This window comes from Nocardioides sp. NPDC092400 (assembly GCF_040684155.1).
Lineage (GTDB): Bacteria > Actinomycetota > Actinomycetes > Propionibacteriales > Nocardioidaceae > Nocardioides.
The window spans coordinates 17,868-37,276 of record NZ_JBFBFJ010000005.1 but is presented as its reverse complement, the minus strand read 5'-3'; the positions used below and the strand labels follow the sequence as shown (position 1 = coordinate 37,276).

The window sequence follows — 19,409 nt, the reverse complement described above, 5'->3', positions numbered from 1 at the left end:
ACCCGGTGAGCACCCGGGCCCAGCAGCACTCCGCGCAGGTCGTGAGCCGTACCCAGGTCTCCGACCACCTCGTGCGGCTCGTGCTCGGCGGGCCCGGGCTCACCGGCTTCACATCGACCGGCGTGCCGGACGAGTGGGTGGGGCTGGTGGTGCCCGGGCAGTTCCAGAGCCGGTACTACACCGTCCGGTCGTGGGACCCCGCCGCCGGCGCGGGTGGCGAGCTCGCGCTGGACGTCGTCGTGCACGAGGTCGGCCTGGTCACCGAGTGGGCCCGCCGCGACGTGGTCGGCGAGACCGTGACGGTGACCGAGCCGAAGGGCTCCTTCGCCATGCCCGACGACGCCGCCTGGCTGCTGCTCGTGGGCGACCTGACCGCGCTGCCGGCGATGGCGCGGATCCGGGAGTCCGTCGACGTGCCGACGCGCGTCTGGGCGGAGGTGCCGGCCGCCGACGAGCTGGCGGGCTACCTCCCGGCCGGGGCCGACGTGACCTGGCTGGAGCAGCCGGGGGACGGGGAGAGCCGCCTCGCCGCGGCCGTCGAGGCGATCGACTGGCCCGCGGGCGAGGGCTACTTCTGGATGGCGGGGGAGTCCGCCCAGATGCGGGCGGTGCGCAAGCACCTGATGCACGACCGGCGGCTGCCGAGCACGGCGTACGACGTCATGGGCTACTGGCGCGCGAACGCGAAGCGCCAGCCACGCGCCGTCGACCCGGGCCCGGTGTGGCGGGCCGGGAAGGCCGCCGGCAAGAGCGACGACCAGATCTGGGCCGACTACGACTCAGCCGCAGCGACAGACAGGGCCTCCGATGGCTGAGCAGCAGACCCCCGAGCACCGCAGCGGCTTCGCGTCGTTCGTCGGCCGGCCCAACGCGGGCAAGTCGACGCTGACCAACGCGCTGGTGGGCGCGAAGGTCGTGATCACCAGCTCCAAGCCGCAGACGACCCGCACCGTGGTGCGCGGCATCGTGCACCGGCCCGACGCCCAGCTGGTGCTGGTCGACACCCCCGGGCTGCACCGTCCGCGCACGCTGCTCGGCGAGCGGCTCAACGACCTCGTGAAGACCACGCTGGCCGAGGTCGACGTCGTCGCGGCGTGCTTCCCGGCGAACGAGAAGATCGGGCCCGGCGACCGGTTCATCGTCAACGAGATGGCCAAGGTCAAGCGGACGAAGAAGGTCGCGATCGCGACCAAGACCGACCTCGCCACCCCCGAGCAGGTCGGCCAGCACCTGCTCGACATCCAGGCGCTCGGCGCCGAGACCGGCACCGAGTGGGCCGAGATCGTCCCCGTCTCGGCGCAGGCCGGCGACCAGGTCGAGCTGCTCGCGGACCTGCTCATCGGGCTGCTGCCCGAGGGCCCGCAGCTCTACCCCGACGGCGACCTCAGCGACGCCCCGGAGGAGATCCTCGTCGCGGAGCTGATCCGCGAGGCGGCGCTGGAGGACGTCCGCGACGAGCTCCCGCACTCCATCGCGGTGGTCGTCGAGGAGATGGGCCTGCGCGAGGACCGGCCCGAGGACAAGCCGCTGCTCGACATCCACGCCAACGTGTACGTCGAGCGCGACTCCCAGAAGGGCATCATCATCGGCCACAAGGGGTCCCGGCTGCGCAAGATCGGCACCGACTCCCGCAAGCAGATCGAGGCGCTCCTCGGCACGCCGGTCTACCTCGACCTGCACGTCAAGATCGCCAAGGACTGGCAGCGGGACCCGCGCCAGCTGCGCAAGCTCGGCTTCTGACCACCCGCTGGTCGAGCACGAAGGCGCGCCAGCGGCCCGCCGCGACCAGGTGACGTACCCACTACCGTAGGCCTCTCACCGGGTCTCGACACGCCCGTCGCGACCTCGTCCCTCGGTCGCGGGGCTCGCTCGACCTTCCTTCGCGACGCCGCCCGCTCGTTCCTCGCGGGCGGCTGCTCAGTCAGTCCGGCGCCCAGCAGCGGCCGAAGGTCATCCCGGCGTCCCACTGCTCGGCGGTCGGCCACTCGTAGCCCCACTCGAAGCTGAGCGGGTCCGCGGCGGCCGCCCGGCCGGCGTCCTCGCACGGGCCCTGGCCGGCCGCGCGGGCCGGCCCTGCGCCCGGGTAGCGCCCGGTGCCGAGGTCGACGACCGAGACCGCGCGCCAGGCGTGCGGGGCCGAGCACAGCACCCGCCGGAAGTCCCGCGCGTCCGGACCGGCGGTGCCGCACATCGCCCACCGCTGCGCCGCCGCGGGCCGGTCGAGGACGCCGGCGACCCGCCCGGTGAGCGGCGCGAGCCGCTCGGGGCCGGCGAGCGCGACGACGTCGCAGCGGAACCAGTCCGCCCCCGCGTCGGACTCCTCCACGGTCGGGGTGAACCACACCGACCGCAGCATGCTCAGCCGCAGCGCCGTGCGGTCGCCGCCGACGAAGGACCCGAGCCGGCGGGGGCACTCGGCCGCGACCTGCTGCTGGACCCGCTCGGAGTCGACGGCCAGCAGGTGGCCGCCGACGACGGTGTCGAGCTCGCCGACGGCGTACGTCGTGGAGGTGTGCGGCTCCGAGCACGGCACCGTGGGCGCCGCGGTGGTCGGCGCGACCGCCTCGGCGTACGCCATCCGGTAGCAGGCCCGGTCCCGCGGCTCGCGCAGGGGCGCCGCGGACGCGGGCGGGGCCGACGTGGCGGCCGACGACGAGGGGGAGCGGTCCGGCTGCTCGTCGGGCTCGGAGGAGCAGCCGGCGAGCGCGGCCGGCCCGAGCAGGACCAGGCCGAGGACGACGGCGGCGCCGCGCCGACGCATCAGTCCGGGGTCCGGGCCCAGCACACCGAGCGGCGGTTGCCGGCCTGCCAGTCGGCCTCGTGGAACCAGGTGTAGCCGAAGTCGTACTCCACGGGGTAGCCCAGCCAGGCACCCACCGACTCCGAGCAGTAGTCGCGCGTGGTGACCTCGACGATCCGGTCCCCGGGGTATTCGTCGCCCTTGTCGCCGACCTTGATGGTCGTCACCGCGCGCCAGTCGTGCTTCGCCGAGCACGGCACCTTGGTGCCGGCGTCGACGGAGGGGCCGACCGCGCACACCATCCACTTGTCCTGCGGGCGGCCCATGAGCAGACCCTCCGCGGTCTCGGGCAGCGCGACGTACTCGGTGCTCTGCTCGCCGCCGCCGACGACGTCGCAGCGGTACCAGCGCGCCCCGTCGTCCCAGGCATCCTCGGAGGGCCGGAACCAGGCCCAGCTCACGACGGTGCGCATCACGAGGCTCTCGTCGGCGCCCAGCAGCTTCTGGAAGCCCGTCGAGCAGGTCTCGTAGGCGAAGGCGCCGAGCTCCTCGGAGTCGTACGCCGCGTCGTGCAGGTCCTCCGGCAGGTCACCGACCGCGAAGGTCTGGGCGGTGTGCCGCTCCGAGCACTCCACCGTGCGGGTGGCGTTGCTGGCCTGGGCCACGTCGTCGGGGCCGAGCACCCGGCACGCGCCGAGCGCCGGCGCCTCGACGGAGTCGACCTGGTCGGGGTCGGTGTCGCCGCCCTGGAGCTCGCCGCAGCCGGCCAGCAGGACCAGCGGGAGCAGCAGGGCGGGGAGCAGGCGCACGCGCCGGATGCTACCCGCGACCGGTGGGCCCTCAGGCGAGCTCCGCACGCATCCGGTCGAGGATCTTGCCCAGCAGGCGGGACACCTGGACCTGGCTGACGCCGAGGTCCGCGCCGATCTCGGCCTGGCTGCGGTCCTCGAAGAAGCGCAGGTAGAGGATCCGCTGGTCGCGCTCGCCGAGCGACCGCACGACCGGCGCCAGCGCGACGCGTGCCTCGCTGACCGCGTGCGGGTCGTCGACGCCCTCCTCGGGCAGCAGGTCCATCAGTGCGGCACCCTCGTCGCTGCCCACGGGCTGGTCCAGCGACCGGGGCGCGAAGCAGCCCCACGCGCCGGCCACCTCGTCGTACTCCTCACGGCTCAGGCCCAGCGCCTCGCGGATGTCGCTGTCGGTCGGCTCCCGGCCGAGCTCCTGGTGGAGGTCGTCGACGGTCCGGTTGAACCGGCTCTGCAGCTCTTGGACCCGCCGCGGCGGCCGCACCGCCCAGCCGTGGTCGCGGAAGTGGCGGGTGATCTCGCCGCGGATGGTCGGCACCGCGAAGGTGAGCAGGTCGTGGCCGCGGTCGGGGTCGAACCGGGTCACGGCCTTGGTCAGGCCGAGGTAGGCGACCTGGGCCAGGTCGTCGTCGGCGAGGCCCCGGCCGCGGTAGCGCTTGGCCACCGCCTCGGCGACGCCACGGTTGACCATCACCAGCTCCCGGCGGAGGTCCTCACGACGGTCCTCGTCGGCGCAGTCCCGGAGCCGCTCGAGGAGCGCCTCGGTGCGGGCGGCGCGCTCGGCGCGGGGCAGGCGGGTGGTGTGGTGAGCAGACGTCATGGTTCGGTCCGTCCCGAGGTGGAGGAGCTCGTGCCGCCGTCAGCGGGTACGTCCCCACAGAACCCTCCGCCCCAGGTGCCGTACCTCATCCCCCCGGGTGAAAGGTGGGCGATCTCACCCTTGTCGGACGCGCGGCGGCGCCGCTGTGACCGGTGTGACGCAGGCGATCGGGGGAACCGAGGGTCGAGCGCTCCGAGACCTGTGAGGATTGCCACCGTCGCGGGGGTGACCCAGCCCGCTGATTGGGCACAGGAGGGCCATGAGCGAGCAGCACCAGCGAAGGGACGCCATGGACGGGTCGTTCGACTCCGGCCGGTCGGCCGCCTTCCAGCAGGCCCCGGGACTCCTCGCCCTCTTCGAAGGCCCTGACCTCCGGCTCGCCGAGGTCAACGAGGCCGGGCGTGCGTTGCTCGGCGGTGACGACGTCTCCGCGCTGGCCGCCGGCTCGGCCGCCGGGTCGCCGGTGGGTCCGGTGACCGGAGACCTGCTCGCCCTGGTCCGTGCGGTCCACGAGACCGGTGAGCCGCGCGTCGGCGAGGTCGAGCCGGGCGGCGCCGGCCCGCTCGTGGTCGGCGTCGCGCCGTGGCGCGACCCCGACGGCGTCCTCCGCGGCGTGGTCGCCCAGGCGCTCGCCGGCCCCGCCCGCCCTGCCCCTTCCGCCCCCTCGCGCCCGGCCGCGCCCGCAGCGCCGGCCGGCCCCGACCAGACCCTCGTCGCGCTCCAGGACGCGCTGCTCCCCGGCGGCGTGCCGATCCCGCGGGGCGTCCGGCTGGCCGCCCGCTACCTCCTCGCCGACGAGGGCACGGTCGCCGGCGGCGACTGGTTCGACGCCGTCGCTTTGGAGGACGGCCGCTTGGTGCTCGCCGTGGGCGACGTGGTCGGCCACGGCGTGCGCGCCTCGGTCGCCATGGGCGAGCTGCGGGCCCTGTTCGAGGAGCGCGCGCGCCTCGACGGCGACATCGAGGCCGCCCTGGAGCTGCTCGATTCACGCGCCCGCCGCGTGCCGCCGGCGCGCGCGGCCACCGTCTGCGCGGCCGTGCTGGACCCGCAGACCGGCGAGCTCGTCTACTGCACCGCCGGGCACCCGCCGCCGATGGTGGTCAGCCCGAGCGGCGAGACCACTTTCCTCCCGTCCTCCGGCGCCGGACCGCTCGCGTCCGGGCTCCCGTTCGACCTGGCCGAGCACCAGCTCGAGGAGGGCGACGTCCTGGTGATGTACAGCGACGGCATCGTCGAGCGCCCCGGCCGCACGGTGGCCCAGTGCACCGTCGACCTGGCCGAGGTCGTCCGCGAGGCCGTCCTCGCTGGCCCCGACCTGGAGCGGATCGACGAGCGGGTCCCGGAGCGGATCTGCCGGGAGTCCATCGAGCGGCTGGCCGGCTCGACCGGGGTCGCCGACGACGTCACGGTGCTCGCGGCCGAGCTGGTCGAGCCGATGCCCGACCTCGAGCTCACCTACCCCGCCATGCCGGACACGCCCCGCGTCGTCCGCGCCGAGCTGGCCGAGTGGCTCGACGAGCTGCAGGTCGGACCGCTTGACGAGGTCGCGCTGCAGCACGCCGTCGGCGAGGTGGTCACCAACGCCTGCGAGCACGCCTACTCCGCCGCCACCCGGCGGACCGAGGCGGTCGTCGAGCTGGTCGCCCACCTCGACGACGAGGGCTACGTCGAGGTGACCGTCCGGGACAACGGCACCTGGCGCGTCCCCGGCGCTCCCGGGAGCCGCGGGCGGGGCCTGGCCATGGCCCGCGGCTTCACCGACGAGTTCGAGATCGAGCACGGCGAGCAGGGCACGACCGCGCGGCTGCGGCTGCGCCCCACCCGCTCGGTCGGCATGCTGACCGCTTCCGGTTCGCGTGCCGCGACCCGCGAGCCGCTCACGATCGAGGAGCGGCCGGGCGTCCTGGTGCTCAGCGGCACCGTGGACCACCGCTGCACCGACGAGCTTCGCCGCCGGCTCGCGCACGCGTCGTACGGCGGCACCTCGGACCTGGTCGTCGACATGTCGGCGGTGACGCTCCTGGCCAGCGCGGGGGTGCAGGTCCTCTACGAGGCGATCGCACCGGTCAGCGGCCCGGGGCTCGGTGTGCTCCACCTGGTGGCGCCCCTCGGCTCGCCGGCCCAGCACGTGCTCGAGATGGTCCGGCTGCCCTACACGACCAGCTGATCGGGGCGGGCGCCGCTCACCCGTCGAGCAGCGCCGCCACCGTGCCGCCGAGCTCGTACGCCGCGTCCCGCTCCGCCCCGCCCACGTCGCCGAGGACCTCGAGGACCGCCGCGGACTGGCGCCAGGCGAGTGCCCCGACGATCGAGAGGACCGACCGCACCGCGCCCGTGGTGTCGTAGCGGCCGTGCACCCACAGCCCGAACGGCTTGGCCTCGCCGGCGCTCGCGGCGGCGCCGCCGTCGTCGGTCAACGCTCCGCCGGCCTCGAGGAAGATCGTGTCGAAGAAGTGCTTGAGCGCGCCCGACATGTACCCGAAGTTCGCCGGCGTGCCGAGCAGGTAGCCGTCCGCGCCCAGGACGTCGGCGGCCGTCGCCTCGAGGGCGGCGCGCACCACGACGTCCACGCCCTCGATCGCGTCGTCGTGCGCGCCGGCCACGACCGCGTCCGCGAGTGCACGGACGCCCGGGGTCGGCGCGTGGTGGACGATGAGGAGGGTCGGCACCTCCCCAGCATGCCTGGCCGGCTGCCCAGATCGTGACCGGCGCCGCGAGCGCCGGAGCAGGTCGGCTAGGGTGGCGGGGTCATGATGCGTCAGCACCTCCTCCTTCGCTGCCGCAGCGAGGTCTGAGCCCAGCCGGACCCCCTCGCTGCGGAGTGCTCGCGCGGCCGGCGCCCCTGGGCCCCACCAGGCCCCACCCAGCAGACAGCCGAGGATCCCCATGACCACCGAGCCCGTCCAGCCCACCCAGCCCCGCCGCACCGTCCACCAGGCGGCGCACCAGAAGCCGAGCGGGATGCCGTTCGAGCGCTACCGTGCCTTCCCGCCGGTCGACCTGCCCGACCGCACCTGGCCCTCGCAGACGATCACCCAGGCGCCGCGCTGGCTCTCCACCGACCTGCGCGACGGCAACCAGGCCCTGATCGACCCGATGAGCCCTGCGCGCAAGATGCAGATGTTCGACCTGCTCGTGAACATGGGCTACAAGGAGATCGAGGTCGGCTTCCCGGCTGCCTCGGAGACCGACTACTCCTTCGTCCGCCAGCTGATCGAGGGCGACCGGATCCCCGACGACGTCACGATCTCGGTGCTGACCCAGGCCCGCGAGGACCTGATCGAGCGCAGCGTGCAGTCGCTGGTCGGGGTGCCGCGCGCCAACATCCACCTCTACAACGCGGTCGCGCCGCTCTTCCGCCGCGTGGTGTTCCGCGCGAGCACCGACGAGATCAAGGACATCGCGGTCCGCGGCACCAACGCGGTGATGAAGAACATCGAGAGCTACCTCGACGCCACGGTGATCGGCTACGAGTACAGCCCCGAAATCTTCACCGCGACCGAGCTGCCGTTCTCGGCCGAGGTGTGCGAGGCGGTCACCGACGTGTGGCAGCCCGAGGACGGTCGCGAGATCATCCTCAACCTGCCGGCGACCGTCGAGATGGCGACGCCCAACGTCTACGCCGACCAGATCGAGTGGTTCTCCCGCCAGCTGACCCGGCGTGAGCACACCGTCATCTCGCTGCACCCGCACAACGACCGCGGCACCGCGGTCGCCGCCACCGAGCTGGCGATGATGGCCGGCGCCGACCGCGTCGAGGGCTGCCTGTTCGGGCACGGCGAGCGGACCGGCAACGTGTGCCTGGTGACCCTCGGCATGAACCTGTTCAGCCAGGGCATCGACCCGCAGATCGACTTCAGCGACATCGACGAAGTGCGCCGCACGGTCGAGTACTGCACCCAGCTGCCGGTGCACCCGCGGCACCCCTACGCCGGCGACCTGGTCTACACGGCGTTCTCCGGGTCCCACCAGGACGCGATCAAGAAGGGGCTGGAGGACCTCGAGCGCCAGGCCTCCGAGCAGGGCGTCCCGGTCGAGCAGCTGCCGTGGGAGGCGCCGTACCTGCCGATCGACCCGCACGACGTCGGGCGGTCCTACGAGGCCGTCATCCGGGTCAACAGCCAGTCCGGCAAGGGCGGCGTGGCCTACGTGCTGAAGAACGAGCACAAGCTCGACCTGCCGCGCCGCGCGCAGATCGAGTTCAGCCGGGTCATCCAGGAGCGCACCGACGCCGAGGGCGGCGAGATGACCGCCGAGGCGATCTGGGAGGTCTTCCAGGCCGAGTACCTCACCCGCGAGACCCCGCTGCGGCTCGAGACGGTGCACAGCTCCTCGGCCGCGGGTGAGAAGGACCGGCTCACCGTCGAGGTGCAGGTCGAGGGCGAGCGGCGCACGCTCGAGGGCACCGGCAACGGTCCCATCGCGGCGTTCGTCGAGGTCGTCAACGGCCTCGAGCTGGCCCAGGAACGTGGCTGGGACGTCCGCGTCCTGGACTACGCCGAGCACGCCCTCTCCGCCGGCGGCGACGCCTACGCCGCGGCGTACGTCGAGTGCGCCGTGGGCGACCAGGTGCTGTGGGGCATCGGCGTCGACCACAACATCGTCACCGCCTCCCTGAAGGCCGTCACCAGCGCCGTCAACCGCGCCTGAGCAGGCCGGCGCCCCGCGCCCCGGCGCGGGGCACCGGGCCGGGTCAGGCCGCGAGCGGGAGCCGGACGGTGAACGTCGTCCCCTGCAGGTGCTCGGAGTCGACGCTGATCCGGCCGCCGTGGGCCGTGACGATGGCGGCGACGATGGACAGGCCCAGGCCGGTGCCCTGGATGGCGCGCTGCTGAGCAGTCGTGGAGCGGAAGAACTTCTCGAACAGACCGTCCTGCTCCGACCGCGGGATGCCGATGCCGGTGTCGGCCACCTCGAGCACCGCCTCCCCGGCGTCGCGGTGCACGCGACAGGTCACGGTGCCACCGTCCTCGGTGAACTTCACCGCGTTGCCGACCAGGTTCAGCACGACGCGCTCGAGCTGCGCCCGGTCGCCGCTGACCGGGACCGGCCCGGGGCCGGCGTGCCAGGTGACGTCGAGGCGCCGCCCGCCCAGCAGGGGGCGGACCGACTCCTCGACGGCCGGCACGACCGCGGCCAGGTCGAGCTCCTCGCGCTGCCACGTCGTGGTGCCGGCGTCGAGCCCCGAGAGCGCCAGCAGGTCGTCGCACAGGGCGATGAGGCGCTGGCCGTTGCGGCTGATGCTGTCCAGGAGCCGCAGCTGCTGGGGGTGCGGCTCGACCGGGTCGCCGTCCTGGAGCATCTCGGTGTAGCCGACGATGCTGGTCACCGGGGTGCGCAGCTCGTGGGAGACGGTGGAGACGAACTCGTTCTTCGCGTCGTCGAGGGACCGCAGCCGCTCGACCGCGTGCCGCTCCTTCTCCAGCGCGGCGACGAGCAGCTCCCGGCTCTCCCGCTGCTCGGTGACGTCGCGGCCGACGACCAGGTAGCCGACGTGGTCGCCGAAGGCGTCGGTGGTCGTGCTCAGCGTCATCGAGACCACGCGGCGCTGGCCGCCCCGGGAGACCCAGGTCCAGTCCCGCGCGGCGGACTCCCCGCCCGCCCCGAGCGTGGCGGCCAGGACCGCGAAGGCGGCCTCCGGGTCGACGGTGCCGGTCCGCTCCCGCAGCTCGCCGGGGTCGAGCAGCTCGGCGAGCGGTCCTCCGACCGCCGCGTGCGGGTCCAGCCCGAGCAGGTGGGCGGCACCGGACCCGAGCACCGTGACCCGACCCCGCACGTCGAGGCCGATGAGCGCCGTGGTGATCGCCGCCTGCATCAGGTGCGTGACGAGCCCGGCGCTCGTGCGCTCGCCGGTGACGTCGACGCCGGTCATCACGGCGTACGTCGCCGTGCCGTGCTCGTCGCGCACGACGTTGTTGTTCCACACCATCCGCAGGCGCCGGCCGTCCCGGGTCACCAGGTCCCGCTCCCGGATGACCGGCTGTCCCGACCGGTTCGGCCAGACGAAGAGCGCCTCGATGTCGTGGGTCCCCGACGGCGACACGGGGGTGTCCCACACGGGGCGGCCGAGCAGCTCCTCCTCGCCGTACCCGGTGATCGCGGTCGTGGCGGCGTTGACCCGCACGATCCGGCCGTCGGTGTCGGTGACGAGGATGACGCACGCGGCCGTGTCCAGGGTCGCGCCCGTCAGCCGCTCGGCGGCCTCCAGCCGCTGCCGCGCCTCGTGCTCGGCGGTCACGTCGAGGACCTGGGCGGAGAACACCGCGTCGTCGCCGGCGCCGGACAGGAGCACGAGGGCCACCTCGACGCGGGCGCCCGGACGGTCGGGGACCAGGCACGACCCGGACCAGCCGTCGCGGCGTCCCACCAGCAGGTCGCGGACCACGGCGCTCAGCGGCTCCGGCGCCGCGACCACCTCGTCGAGGGGCCGCTCGAGCAGGGCGTACCGGTCGCCGCCGAGGACGGCGACCGCGCGGTCGTTGAGCTCGACGGCGTGCAGCCGGTCGCCGTGCACGCGCAGCAGCAGCATGCCGAGCAGCGACTCGGTGAAGTTGCGGCGGAACAGTGCCTCGTCGGCACTGACCCGCGCCAGGAGCGTGTGCCGCTGCTGCACCGCGATGGCCAGCGGGAGGGTGATCAGGACGGCGCAGACGAGGTAGCCCTGGGAGAGCGCTGCGACCTCGAGCGGTCCGACGTCGCCGTCGGCGTACGCGTGGCCGAACGGCCCGTGTCCTTGGCTCGTCGCCACTGTGTTGAGCAGCGCGAACAGGCCCAGCTCCCACGCGACGGTGCGCACCGAGAGCCGGAGCGCACCCCAGACGAGCAGCGGGAGCGGGGCGATCGAGAGCGCGAGCGACCGGTCGACACCGAGCACGAGCGCCGCGACCAGCAGGGTGGCGCCGCCCTGGAGCAGCGCCTCGAGGTCGCTGCCCGTGCGGTGCCCGCGGTGGCGGGCGAGGGCGATGGGCGTGACGGCGAGCACCGCCGAGAGGTGCGAGAACAGCACCAGTGGAGCGGTCCCGACGCTCGACCCGCCCACGGTGGCCTCGACGGCGGCCGTCGCGCCCACCGCCACGACGGCGCCGCCCGCGACCCCGGCGAGGACGAGACGGACGAAGTCGTCGTGGGCGGACAGGCCCGGCACGCGGTCGCGGAGCCCCTTGAGCACCAGCCCGGCGGCCAGCGCGCCGAGGGCGTTGACCACCGCGAAGGCCCCCGCGAGGTCGCCGCCACGGCCGGCAACCAGGTTCGCGAGGAGCGTGGCCAGTGCGATCGCCACGGTCAGCAGAGGGGCGCGACGCAGGGGCGAGAGCGCCACCAGGGCCGCCGCCAGGCCGGCACCCGGCCACCAGCTCGCGACGGGAAATCCCTCGGGCGAGAGCTCGATCGCCAGCCAGCCCGCCACGGTCGTCGCGACGAGCAGCAGCGCGGTCCACGACCAGCCGAGCGTTCGCCGGTCTCCCCGGGCCGCGGGTCTGGTCACCGGGTGATTGTCCTGCACTAGGGTGCCGAGCATGCTGGTTTCCGAGCGGATCGGGCAGTTCTTCGTCGAGGGCGACAGCGGCCGGGACCGGTTGGAGTACACCGAGTACGGCGCCGGCGACTCCTGGGTCGTGCTCGTGCACGGCCAGCTCATGCCGCGCCGCATGCACGCGCCGCTGGCCCGCCGGCTCGCGGCCGAGGGCCTGCACGTCGTCACCCTCGACCTGCTCGGCCACGGGCGGTCGGACCGGCCGGCCGACCCGCTCGTCTACTCGGTCACGGCGTTCGCCGAGCAGGTGCTGGCCCTGCTCGACCACCTCGGCGCCGCGCAGGCCGTCGTCGGCGGCACGTCCATCGGGGCGAACGTCGCGCTGGAGACGGCGGTCCTGGCCCCCGAGCGCGTCCGCGGGCTGATCTGCGAGATGCCCGTGCTCGACAACGCGGTCGAGGCCGGCATCCTCACCTTCGCGCCGCTGCTGATGGCGGCCCGCTTCCTGCCGTTCACCGTCAACACCGTGCGCCGGCTGACCCGCCCGGTCCCGCGCGGGATCGTGCCGTTCTGGGCGGGCATCGCCCTGGACTCCCTCGACCAGCGCGCGGACGCGCTCGCCGCCGTGGTCCACGGGCTGTTCTTCGGGCGGCTGGCCCCGCCGTCGAGCCAGCGCCGCCGGATCGCCGTCCCGGCGCTCGTCGTCGGCCACCCGGCCGACCCCGTCCACCCGGCTGCCGACGCCGCCATGCTGGCCCAGGAGCTGCCGCAGTCCACCTTCGTCAAGGCCCGGTCGATCCTGGAGTGGCGGGTCTCGCCGGAGCGGCTGGACCGCGCGGCGGTCGGCTTCGCGCTCGGCTGCTGGCGCTCGACGGGGCGGCGTCGTCGTACCGGCAGCTGAGTCGCGCACAATGGAGGGGTGCCTCTCTACCGCGACGAGGCGATCGTGCTCCGCACCCACAAGCTGGGGGAGGCCGACCGCATCATCACCCTGCTGACCCGTCACCACGGGCGGGTCCGCGCGGTCGCCAAGGGGGTGCGCCGCACCACGTCGCGCTTCGGCTCGCGCCTCGAGCCGTTCACCCACGTCGACCTCCAGCTGGCCGAGGGGCGCAACCTCGACACGATCACCCAGGCCGAGACGCTGACGCCGTTCCACTCCGAGATCGGCCTGGACTACGACCGCTACACCGCCGGCACCGTGATGCTCGAGACCGCCGAGCGGGTCGCCGCCGAGGAGCGCGAGCCGTCGCTCCAGCAGTTCCTCCTGCTCGTCGGCGGCCTCCGTGCGATGTCGACCGGCCAGCGCACGCCCAGCCAGGTGCTCGACTCCTACCTGCTGCGCTCGCTGGCGGTCGCCGGCTACGCCCCGTCGTTCGAGCACTGCGCCCGCTGCGGGCTGGAGGGCCCGCACCGCTGGTTCAACCCCTCGATGGGCGGCGTGCTCTGCGCGACCTGCCGGGTGCCCGGCTCGGCGTCGCCGGCCGCGGAGACCCTCGTGCTGCTCGGTGCGCTGCTCGCCGGCGACTGGCCGGTCGTCGAGGCCGCCGAGCCGCGTCACCTCAAGGAGGCGAGCGGGCTGGTCGCGGCGTACCTGCAGTGGCACCTCGAGCGCGCGCTGCGCTCCATGGCCTACGTCGAGCGGTGACCGGGCACCTCTAGGCTCGCCCGCGTGAAGCGCGCCGTCCGCCAGCCCACGCCGCACCCCTCGGGCGCCCGGCCCCCCGAGCTCCCGCGTGAGCTCGTCCCGCGCCACGTCGCCGTCGTCATGGACGGCAACGGCCGCTGGGCCAAGGAGCGCGGGCTGCCGCGGACGCGCGGCCACGAGGAGGGCGAGTCCTCGCTCTTCGACGTCGTCGAGGGGGCCATCGAGATCGGCGTCAAGGCCGTCTCGGCGTACGCCTTCTCGACCGAGAACTGGTCGCGCAGCCCCGAGGAGGTCCGGTTCCTGATGGGGTTCAACCGCGACGTGATCCGGCGACGCCGCGACGAGATGCACGAGCTCGGCGTCCGCGTCCGGTGGGCCGGCCGTGCGCCGCGGCTGTGGAAGTCGGTCATCAAGGAGCTGCAGGTCGCCGAGGAGCTGACCCGCGGGAACGACGTGCTGACGCTGACGATGTGCGTGAACTACGGCGGGCGCGCCGAGGTCGCCGACACCGCTCGCCGGATCGCCGAGGAGGTCGCCGCCGGACGGCTGGACCCGCGCAAGGTCGACGAGAAGGTCTTCGCGCGCCACCTCTACGTCCCCGAGCAGTCCGACGCCGACCTGGTCTGGCGCACGTCGGGGGAGCAGCGGCTCTCGAACTTCATGCTCTGGCAGGCGGCCTACGCCGAGCTCGTCTACTCCGACGTGCTGTGGCCCGACGTGGACCGCCGGCACCTGTGGGCGGCGATCGAGGAGTACGCCCGGCGCGACCGCCGCTACGGCGGCGCGAAGTGACGTCCGGGCTCGCCGGGCGTGTGACGGATCCTCGAGGTGACTGCTGGGTGAAGACCCTGCGGTTCACCTGCTGAAACGTCCGCGGCACGCCACACTGGCCCCGTGCCGGGGGAGGGTGGGACCGGCCGTCGCTGGACGACGGCCCTGCGCGGGGTGCTCCTCGCGTCCACGACCGACCCCCGTGCGATCCAGACCGGTTTCGCCCTGCTCGTCGCCGTCGACGTGGCGCTGCGCTGGGTGGGCGGCGTGCGGGTCGGCCTGTCGCTGCCGGCGGTCTCCGTGCTGGTGGTCCTGGTCCTCCTCGCGGTCACGTTCCTCAGCCGGGGCCGGCTGCCGCTGCGCGCGGTCGAGGCGGTCCTCGTGCTCGACATCGCCGCCGTCGGGCTCGCCCGGCTGAGCCCCGACGGTGGTTCGGGCCTCCTGGTCGTGCTGCCGGCGCTCTGGCTCGGGCGGTTGCTGGGACGTCGTGGCGCGGCCGTCGCCGGCGTCGCGACGGTGCTCCTCGTGACGGTCCCGGGGCTCCTCTACACCGGTGCCGAGGGCATCTTCCTCAGCCGGTCGGTGAGCATCCCCGTCGTGGCGGTGATCGCCTCGCTGGCCATCGCCGGAGGCATGGAGCAGGTCGGGCGGGCGATGGAGACCGTCGAGCACCAGCGCCGGGTCTCCGACGCCACCCTCGACACCGTCGACGTCGGCCTGGTCCTCCTCGACCGCCGCGGCGGGTACGTCGGGCTCAACCGCCGCCACCGCGACTTCATGGCGCTGGCCTACCCCGGCGGCCACTCCGGCCGGGCCGGGCAGGTGGGCGAGGTGCTGGACTCCGACGGCACCACCCCGCTCGCGGCGGAGCAGATGCCGACGTACCGCGCGGCGCAGGGCGAGGAGTTCGACGACTGCCGGATCTGGGTCGGCAGGGACCCGCTGACCCGCCGCGCGCTGTCGGTCTCGGCGCGGTCGGTCCGCGACGAGCGCGGGACGTTCGCCGGCGCCGCCCTGGCCTACAAGGACGTCACCGACTTCATGCGCGCCATGGAGGTCAAGGACGAGTTCGTCGCCTCGGTCTCCCACGAGCTGCGGACGCCGCTGACCTCGATCGTGGGCTACGTGCAGATGCTGCTCGAGGACGGCGAGCTCGACCCGGTCGCGGTGCGCCAGCTGCAGGTGGTCGACCGCAACGCCCAGCGGCTGCTGCGCCTGATCACCGACCTCCTCGACACCGCCCAGATCGACGCGGGACCGGTGGCGCTGACCCGGGCGCCGTGCGACCTGGCCCAGCTGGTCCGCGCGTGCGTGGACGCCGCGCGGCCGGCGTACCGCGCCGCCGGCATCAGGCTCGAAGTGCACGCCCCCGCGGCGCTGCCGACGCTCCTGGACGAGCAGCGCATCGAGCAGGTGGTCGACAACCTGCTGACCAACGCGATGAAGTACAGCAGCCGCGGCACCGAGGTCTGCGTCGAGCTCGTCGTGCAGGACGGCCGCGCCGTGCTCAGCGTGCGCGACCAGGGCATCGGCATCTCCGCGGCCGACCGCGACCGGCTGTTCACCCGCTTCTTCCGCTCCCGCGACGCCGAGGACCGCTCGATCCAGGGCGTCGGCCTGGGGCTCAGCATCACCCGGGGGATCGTCGAGGCCCACGGCGGCCGGATCGAGGTCGACAGCCAGCTCGGCGTCGGCAGCACCTTCCGCGTCCGGCTGCCCGTCGCGACCTGACGGCGGAGCGGACGGCTCTGACAGGCGCCGTTCCCGCCTCGTGATGCCCAGCGTGCGCCCCGGCGCGCCCTGGGCATCACGAGGCGGGCATCGGGAGGGGCCCGTCAGCGGCAGGCGGGGCAGGTCCCGAAGATCTCCAGGGTGTGGCTGACGTCGGAGAAGCCGTGCTCGGCGGCGATGCTGCGGGTCCAGCGCTCGACGGCCGGGCCCTCCACCTCGACCGTCGCGCCGCAGGTGCGGCAGACCAGGTGGTGGTGGTGCGTGCCCGAGCAGCGCCGGTAGACCGCCTCGCCGTCCTCGGTCCGCAGCAGGTCGACCTCGCCGGCGTCGGCGAGCCGCTGCAGCGTGCGGTAGACCGTGGCCAGCCCGACCGGCTCGCCGCGCCTGCCGAGGAGGTCGTGGATGTCCTGGGCGGAGCGGAAGTCGTCGACGGACGCGAGGGCCTCCGCGACGGCGACGCGCTGGCGGGTCGGCCGGAGAGTGGTCTGCTCGGTCATGGGCTGGTCCCGTCGTTCAGTGCTCGTCGTTCAGTGCTCGTCGTTCAGTGCTCGTCGTAGTGCTCGTCGTGCGGCGCGTGCCGGTGACCGTCGTGCACGTAGTCGACGTGGTCGTCGTGGGGCACCGCGAGGTGGCCGCAGGCCGGACCGTGGTCGTGGGGGTGGTCGGTGGTCTCGTGCCCCTCCACCGGCTCGGCCGGGAACGGCGCGCGCAGGCGGTCGCGCCGGCGCTGCCAGGCACCGAGCGGCCAGGTGCCGACGAAGCACGCCAGCGCCAGCAGCACGATGGTGGAGCCCGGGGCGAGGGAGACGTCGTGGCGCACGGAGGCGTACGCCGACACCAGCAGGCCCCCGACGGCCGAGCCCGCTCCGACGAGGACCGCTCCGACGACCGTCCTGCGGAAGGACCGCGCCAGCTGCTGGGAGGTCGCCACCGGGACGATCATCAGCGCGGAGACGAGCAGCAGCCCGACGGTCCGCATCGCGATGGTCACCGTGACCGCGGCCAGCACCGCCACCAGCAGGTTGTAGGCGCGCACGTTGAGCCCCGCGACGCGGGCGAAGTCCTGGTCCTGGGCGACGGCGAACAGCTGCGGCAGCAGCCCCAGCCCGACCACGATGATGACCAGCGCCAGCCCGAGGGTGAACCAGATGTCGGCGACCGAGATGGAGGTGATCGAGCCGAAGAGGTACTGGTTCAGGGTGGCGCCCGTCTGACCGGCGAGCCCGGTGATCATCACGCCACCCGCCAGGCCGCCGTAGAACAGCAGCGCGAGCGCCAGGTCGCCGCTGGTGCTCCCGCGCTCGCGGATCACCTCGATGGCCACCGCGCCGAGCACCGCCACCAGGACGGCGGTCCAGGTCGGCGCCAGGCCGGTGAGCAGCCCGAGAGCGACGCCGGTGACCGCGACGTGGCCGAGGCCGTCGCCGAGGAGGGCGAGGCGCCGCTGGACCAGGTAGGTGCCGATCACCGGCGCCGCGAGGCCGGTGACGAAGGCGGCGATGAGGGCCCGCTGCATGAAGGTGTGGCCGAGGAGGTCGATCACCAGGACACGTCCTCTCCGGACCGGTCGAGCGGGGCCACCACGCCGGGGTGGTGGTCGGTGCGCCGGGGGCTGGGGTGGTGGTGGCCGTGGGCGTCGTCGAGCTGCAGCGGGGCGCCGTCGTACACCACCCGGCCGTCGCGCAGGACCACGGTGCGGTCGACGAGCGGCGCGAGCGGACCGAGCTCGTGGGTGACGAGCACGACGGTGCTGCCGGTCGCCGAGAGGGCGCCGAGGGCCGCGGCGAGCGCCTGCTGGTTGGGCAGGTCGACGCCCGCGGTCGGCTCGTCGAGGAAGAACAGGTCCGGCTCGCCGGCCAGGGCCCGCGCGATGAGCACGCGCTGCTGCTGGCCGCCGGAGAGGGTGGCGACACTGTCCCGGGCGCGGTCGGAGAGCCCGACGAGCTCGAGGGCGGACGCGACGGCCGCGCGGTCCGCCCGCCCGGCCGGGCGCAGCAGCCGCCGGCGGGTCAGCCGGCCGGAGGCCACGACCTCGGCGACCGAGGCCGGCACGCCGCTCGCCGCGCTCGAGCGCTGCGGCACGAAGCCGAGCCGGTGCCAGTCGCGGAAGGACTCCAGCGGCGTGCCGAAGAGCCTCAGCGAGCCCAGGGTCAGCGGGCGCAGCCCGGTCAGCGCGCGCACCAGCGTGGACTTGCCGGAGCCGTTGGGGCCGAGCAGCGTCACGAACTCGCCCTGCCGGACCGTGAGGTCGACGTGCCGCAGGATCGGCCGGCCGCCGATGGCGACCGCGCCGTCGTGCAGCTCGACGACCGGGGTGCCGGACGGGTGCGAGGGGCTCAACAGCCGTTCGCCTCCTGAAGGGCGGCGAGGTTGGCGCGCATGAGGGAAAGGTAGTCCTCGTCCGCGGTGTCGTCGGTCAGGCCCTCGATGGTGTCCAGCACGTCGGTGCGCACGCCGGCGTCGTCGGCCAGCACCTCGGCGGTCTTCGGGCTCACCAGCGACTCGGAGAAGACCGTGGTGATCCCGTCCTCGCGGATCAGGTCCTGCAGGTCGGCGAGGGCGCCGGGGCTGGGCTCGGCGTCGGGGGAGATGCCGGCGATCGACTCCAGCTCCAGGCCGTACTTCTCCAGGTAGCCGAACGCGTCGTGGTTCGTGACGACCGTCGACGTCCTGCAGTCGGCGAGCCCCGCGACGTACTCCTCGTCGAGCGCCTCGAGGTCGGAGCGGAGCGCGTCCGCGTTGGCGGTGAAGGTGTCGGCCTCGTCCGGGTCGATCTCGGCCAGGCGCTCGGCGACGGCGTCACCGAGCTCGGCCATCCGCAGGGGATCCTGCCAGAAGTGCGGGTCGAGCTCGCCGTGGTCGTGGCCCTCGTGCCCCTCCTCCTCGGCGTGCTCGTCCGCGCCCTCCTCCTCGTGCCCCTCGTGGTCCTCGTGGGCGTGCTCCTCCTCGTGCGTGTGCTCGCCCTCGAACGGCATCAGGTCGACGACGGCCGCGGCGTCGAGCACGTCGCCGCCGGCGTTCTCCTCGGCCGCGGCGTCGACGGCGGGCTGGAGGGAGTCGACGTACACGAGGAGGGCGGAATCGCTGACCAGCGCGGTCTCGCGGACGCCGAGCTCGAGGTCGTGCGGCTCCCCGCCGGGGGAGGTGAGGTTCTCGACGTCGAAGGCGTCGCCCGCCACCCGCTCGGCGACGTACGCCAGGGGGTAGAGCGCGGCCGCGACCGTGCGCGAGCCCTCGCCCGAGCCGCCCGAGCCGTTCGCGTCGTCCCCGCCGGTGAGGGCGGCGCAGCCGCTGAGGGACAGGGTCGCGGACAGCGCGCCGACGGTGAGCGCGGCGGTGGTGGGACGACGGCGGAGATTCATGAGAACGATTCTCAGTAGAAGTGAGAACCGTTGTCAAATCGCTTCCGCACTAGGCTCGAC

Annotated in this window: 17 protein-coding genes; 8 read left to right on the top strand and 9 right to left on the bottom strand. The window is 74.1% G+C overall.

Annotated elements, in window-relative coordinates:
* Nucleotides 1-5 precede the first annotated feature (5 nt).
* Together AB0N29_RS15680 and era are read left to right on the top strand one after the other, a co-directional pair.
* A complete protein-coding gene (locus AB0N29_RS15680) occupies nt 6-815 on the top strand; it encodes a siderophore-interacting protein (protein ID WP_364868116.1) in 810 nt (269 codons plus the stop codon).
* On the top strand, nt 808-1,740 hold the full coding sequence (gene era / locus AB0N29_RS15675) for a GTPase Era (RefSeq protein ID WP_302267294.1): 933 nt from the start codon (nt 808-810) through the stop codon (nt 1,738-1,740). The genes AB0N29_RS15680 and era overlap by 8 nt, the downstream gene beginning before the upstream one ends.
* A gap of 181 nt (nt 1,741-1,921) precedes the next feature.
* Here era and AB0N29_RS15670 read toward each other — a convergent pair whose 3' ends face one another.
* Genes AB0N29_RS15670 through AB0N29_RS15660 form a run of 3 tightly spaced genes read right to left on the bottom strand, consistent with a single transcriptional unit; the run spans nt 1,922 to nt 4,366 of the window.
* Nucleotides 1,922-2,761, bottom strand: coding sequence for a septum formation family protein (locus AB0N29_RS15670; RefSeq protein ID WP_364868114.1), 840 nt, complete (start codon nt 2,759-2,761; stop codon nt 1,922-1,924).
* Nucleotides 2,761-3,549 carry a septum formation family protein gene (locus AB0N29_RS15665; protein WP_302267292.1) on the bottom strand — a complete coding sequence of 263 codons (789 nt, stop codon included), beginning with the start codon at nt 3,547-3,549 and terminating at the stop codon, nt 2,761-2,763. Before AB0N29_RS15665 ends, AB0N29_RS15670 begins: the two co-directional genes overlap by 1 nt.
* Nucleotides 3,550-3,580: 31 nt before the next feature.
* Nucleotides 3,581-4,366 carry a sigma-70 family RNA polymerase sigma factor gene (locus tag AB0N29_RS15660; protein WP_302267291.1) on the bottom strand — a complete coding sequence of 262 codons (786 nt, stop codon included), beginning with the start codon at nt 4,364-4,366 and terminating at the stop codon, nt 3,581-3,583.
* A 259-nt stretch (nt 4,367-4,625) separates the two neighbouring features.
* Here AB0N29_RS15660 and AB0N29_RS15655 point away from each other — a divergent pair, with 259 nt between their 5' ends.
* A complete protein-coding gene (locus AB0N29_RS15655) occupies nt 4,626-6,533 on the top strand; it encodes a SpoIIE family protein phosphatase (protein ID WP_364868112.1) in 1,908 nt (635 codons plus the stop codon).
* 16 nt (nt 6,534-6,549) lie between these two features.
* On the opposite strand, the gene AB0N29_RS15650 is transcribed toward AB0N29_RS15655, so the two are convergent.
* Complete coding sequence (locus tag AB0N29_RS15650) at nt 6,550-7,035, bottom strand: NAD(P)H-dependent oxidoreductase (RefSeq protein ID WP_364868110.1); 486 nt, start codon at nt 7,033-7,035, stop codon at nt 6,550-6,552.
* Between the two features lie 292 nt (nt 7,036-7,327).
* Here AB0N29_RS15650 and leuA point away from each other — a divergent pair, with 292 nt between their 5' ends.
* Nucleotides 7,328-9,016: a 2-isopropylmalate synthase gene (gene leuA / locus AB0N29_RS15645; protein WP_364868429.1), complete on the top strand. Its 1,689-nt coding sequence runs from the start codon at nt 7,328-7,330 to the stop codon at nt 9,014-9,016.
* 43 nt (nt 9,017-9,059) lie between these two features.
* Here leuA and AB0N29_RS15640 read toward each other — a convergent pair whose 3' ends face one another.
* The gene (locus tag AB0N29_RS15640) at nt 9,060-11,849 is read right to left on the bottom strand and encodes an ATP-binding protein (RefSeq protein ID WP_364868108.1); all 2,790 of its coding nucleotides are present in this window, start codon (nt 11,847-11,849) and stop codon (nt 9,060-9,062) included.
* A 31-nt stretch (nt 11,850-11,880) separates the two neighbouring features.
* On the opposite strand from AB0N29_RS15640, the gene AB0N29_RS15635 reads away from it, so the two are divergent.
* The 4 genes from AB0N29_RS15635 to AB0N29_RS15620 all read left to right on the top strand — a co-directional run bounded on the left by AB0N29_RS15635 (nt 11,881) and on the right by AB0N29_RS15620 (nt 15,987).
* Nucleotides 11,881-12,738: an alpha/beta fold hydrolase gene (locus tag AB0N29_RS15635; protein ID WP_364868106.1), complete on the top strand. Its 858-nt coding sequence runs from the start codon at nt 11,881-11,883 to the stop codon at nt 12,736-12,738.
* Nucleotides 12,739-12,756: 18 nt separating this feature from the next.
* Nucleotides 12,757-13,485: a DNA repair protein RecO gene (gene recO / locus AB0N29_RS15630; protein WP_364868104.1), complete on the top strand. Its 729-nt coding sequence runs from the start codon at nt 12,757-12,759 to the stop codon at nt 13,483-13,485.
* Between the two features lie 24 nt (nt 13,486-13,509).
* Nucleotides 13,510-14,277 carry an isoprenyl transferase gene (locus tag AB0N29_RS15625; RefSeq protein ID WP_364868102.1) on the top strand — a complete coding sequence of 256 codons (768 nt, stop codon included), beginning with the start codon at nt 13,510-13,512 and terminating at the stop codon, nt 14,275-14,277.
* Nucleotides 14,278-14,379: 102 nt separating this feature from the next.
* A complete protein-coding gene (locus AB0N29_RS15620; protein ID WP_364868100.1) occupies nt 14,380-15,987 on the top strand; it encodes a HAMP domain-containing sensor histidine kinase in 1,608 nt (535 codons plus the stop codon).
* Between the two features lie 104 nt (nt 15,988-16,091).
* Here the strand turns inward: AB0N29_RS15620 and AB0N29_RS15615 are convergent, their stop codons facing one another.
* The 4 genes from AB0N29_RS15615 to AB0N29_RS15600 are packed head-to-tail and all read right to left on the bottom strand — an operon-like array spanning nt 16,092 to nt 19,349.
* A complete protein-coding gene (locus AB0N29_RS15615) occupies nt 16,092-16,484 on the bottom strand; it encodes a Fur family transcriptional regulator (RefSeq protein ID WP_364868098.1) in 393 nt (130 codons plus the stop codon).
* Nucleotides 16,485-16,528: 44 nt separating this feature from the next.
* Nucleotides 16,529-17,530, bottom strand: a complete 1,002-nt coding sequence (locus AB0N29_RS15610; RefSeq protein ID WP_364868096.1) for a metal ABC transporter permease — start codon at nt 17,528-17,530, stop codon at nt 16,529-16,531.
* The gene (locus AB0N29_RS15605; RefSeq protein WP_302267280.1) at nt 17,527-18,327 is read right to left on the bottom strand and encodes an ABC transporter ATP-binding protein; all 801 of its coding nucleotides are present in this window, start codon (nt 18,325-18,327) and stop codon (nt 17,527-17,529) included. Before AB0N29_RS15605 ends, AB0N29_RS15610 begins: the two co-directional genes overlap by 4 nt.
* On the bottom strand, nt 18,324-19,349 hold the full coding sequence (locus AB0N29_RS15600; RefSeq protein WP_364868093.1) for a metal ABC transporter substrate-binding protein: 1,026 nt from the start codon (nt 19,347-19,349) through the stop codon (nt 18,324-18,326). The genes AB0N29_RS15605 and AB0N29_RS15600 overlap by 4 nt, the downstream gene beginning before the upstream one ends.
* Between the last annotated feature and the right edge of the window lie 60 nt (nt 19,350-19,409).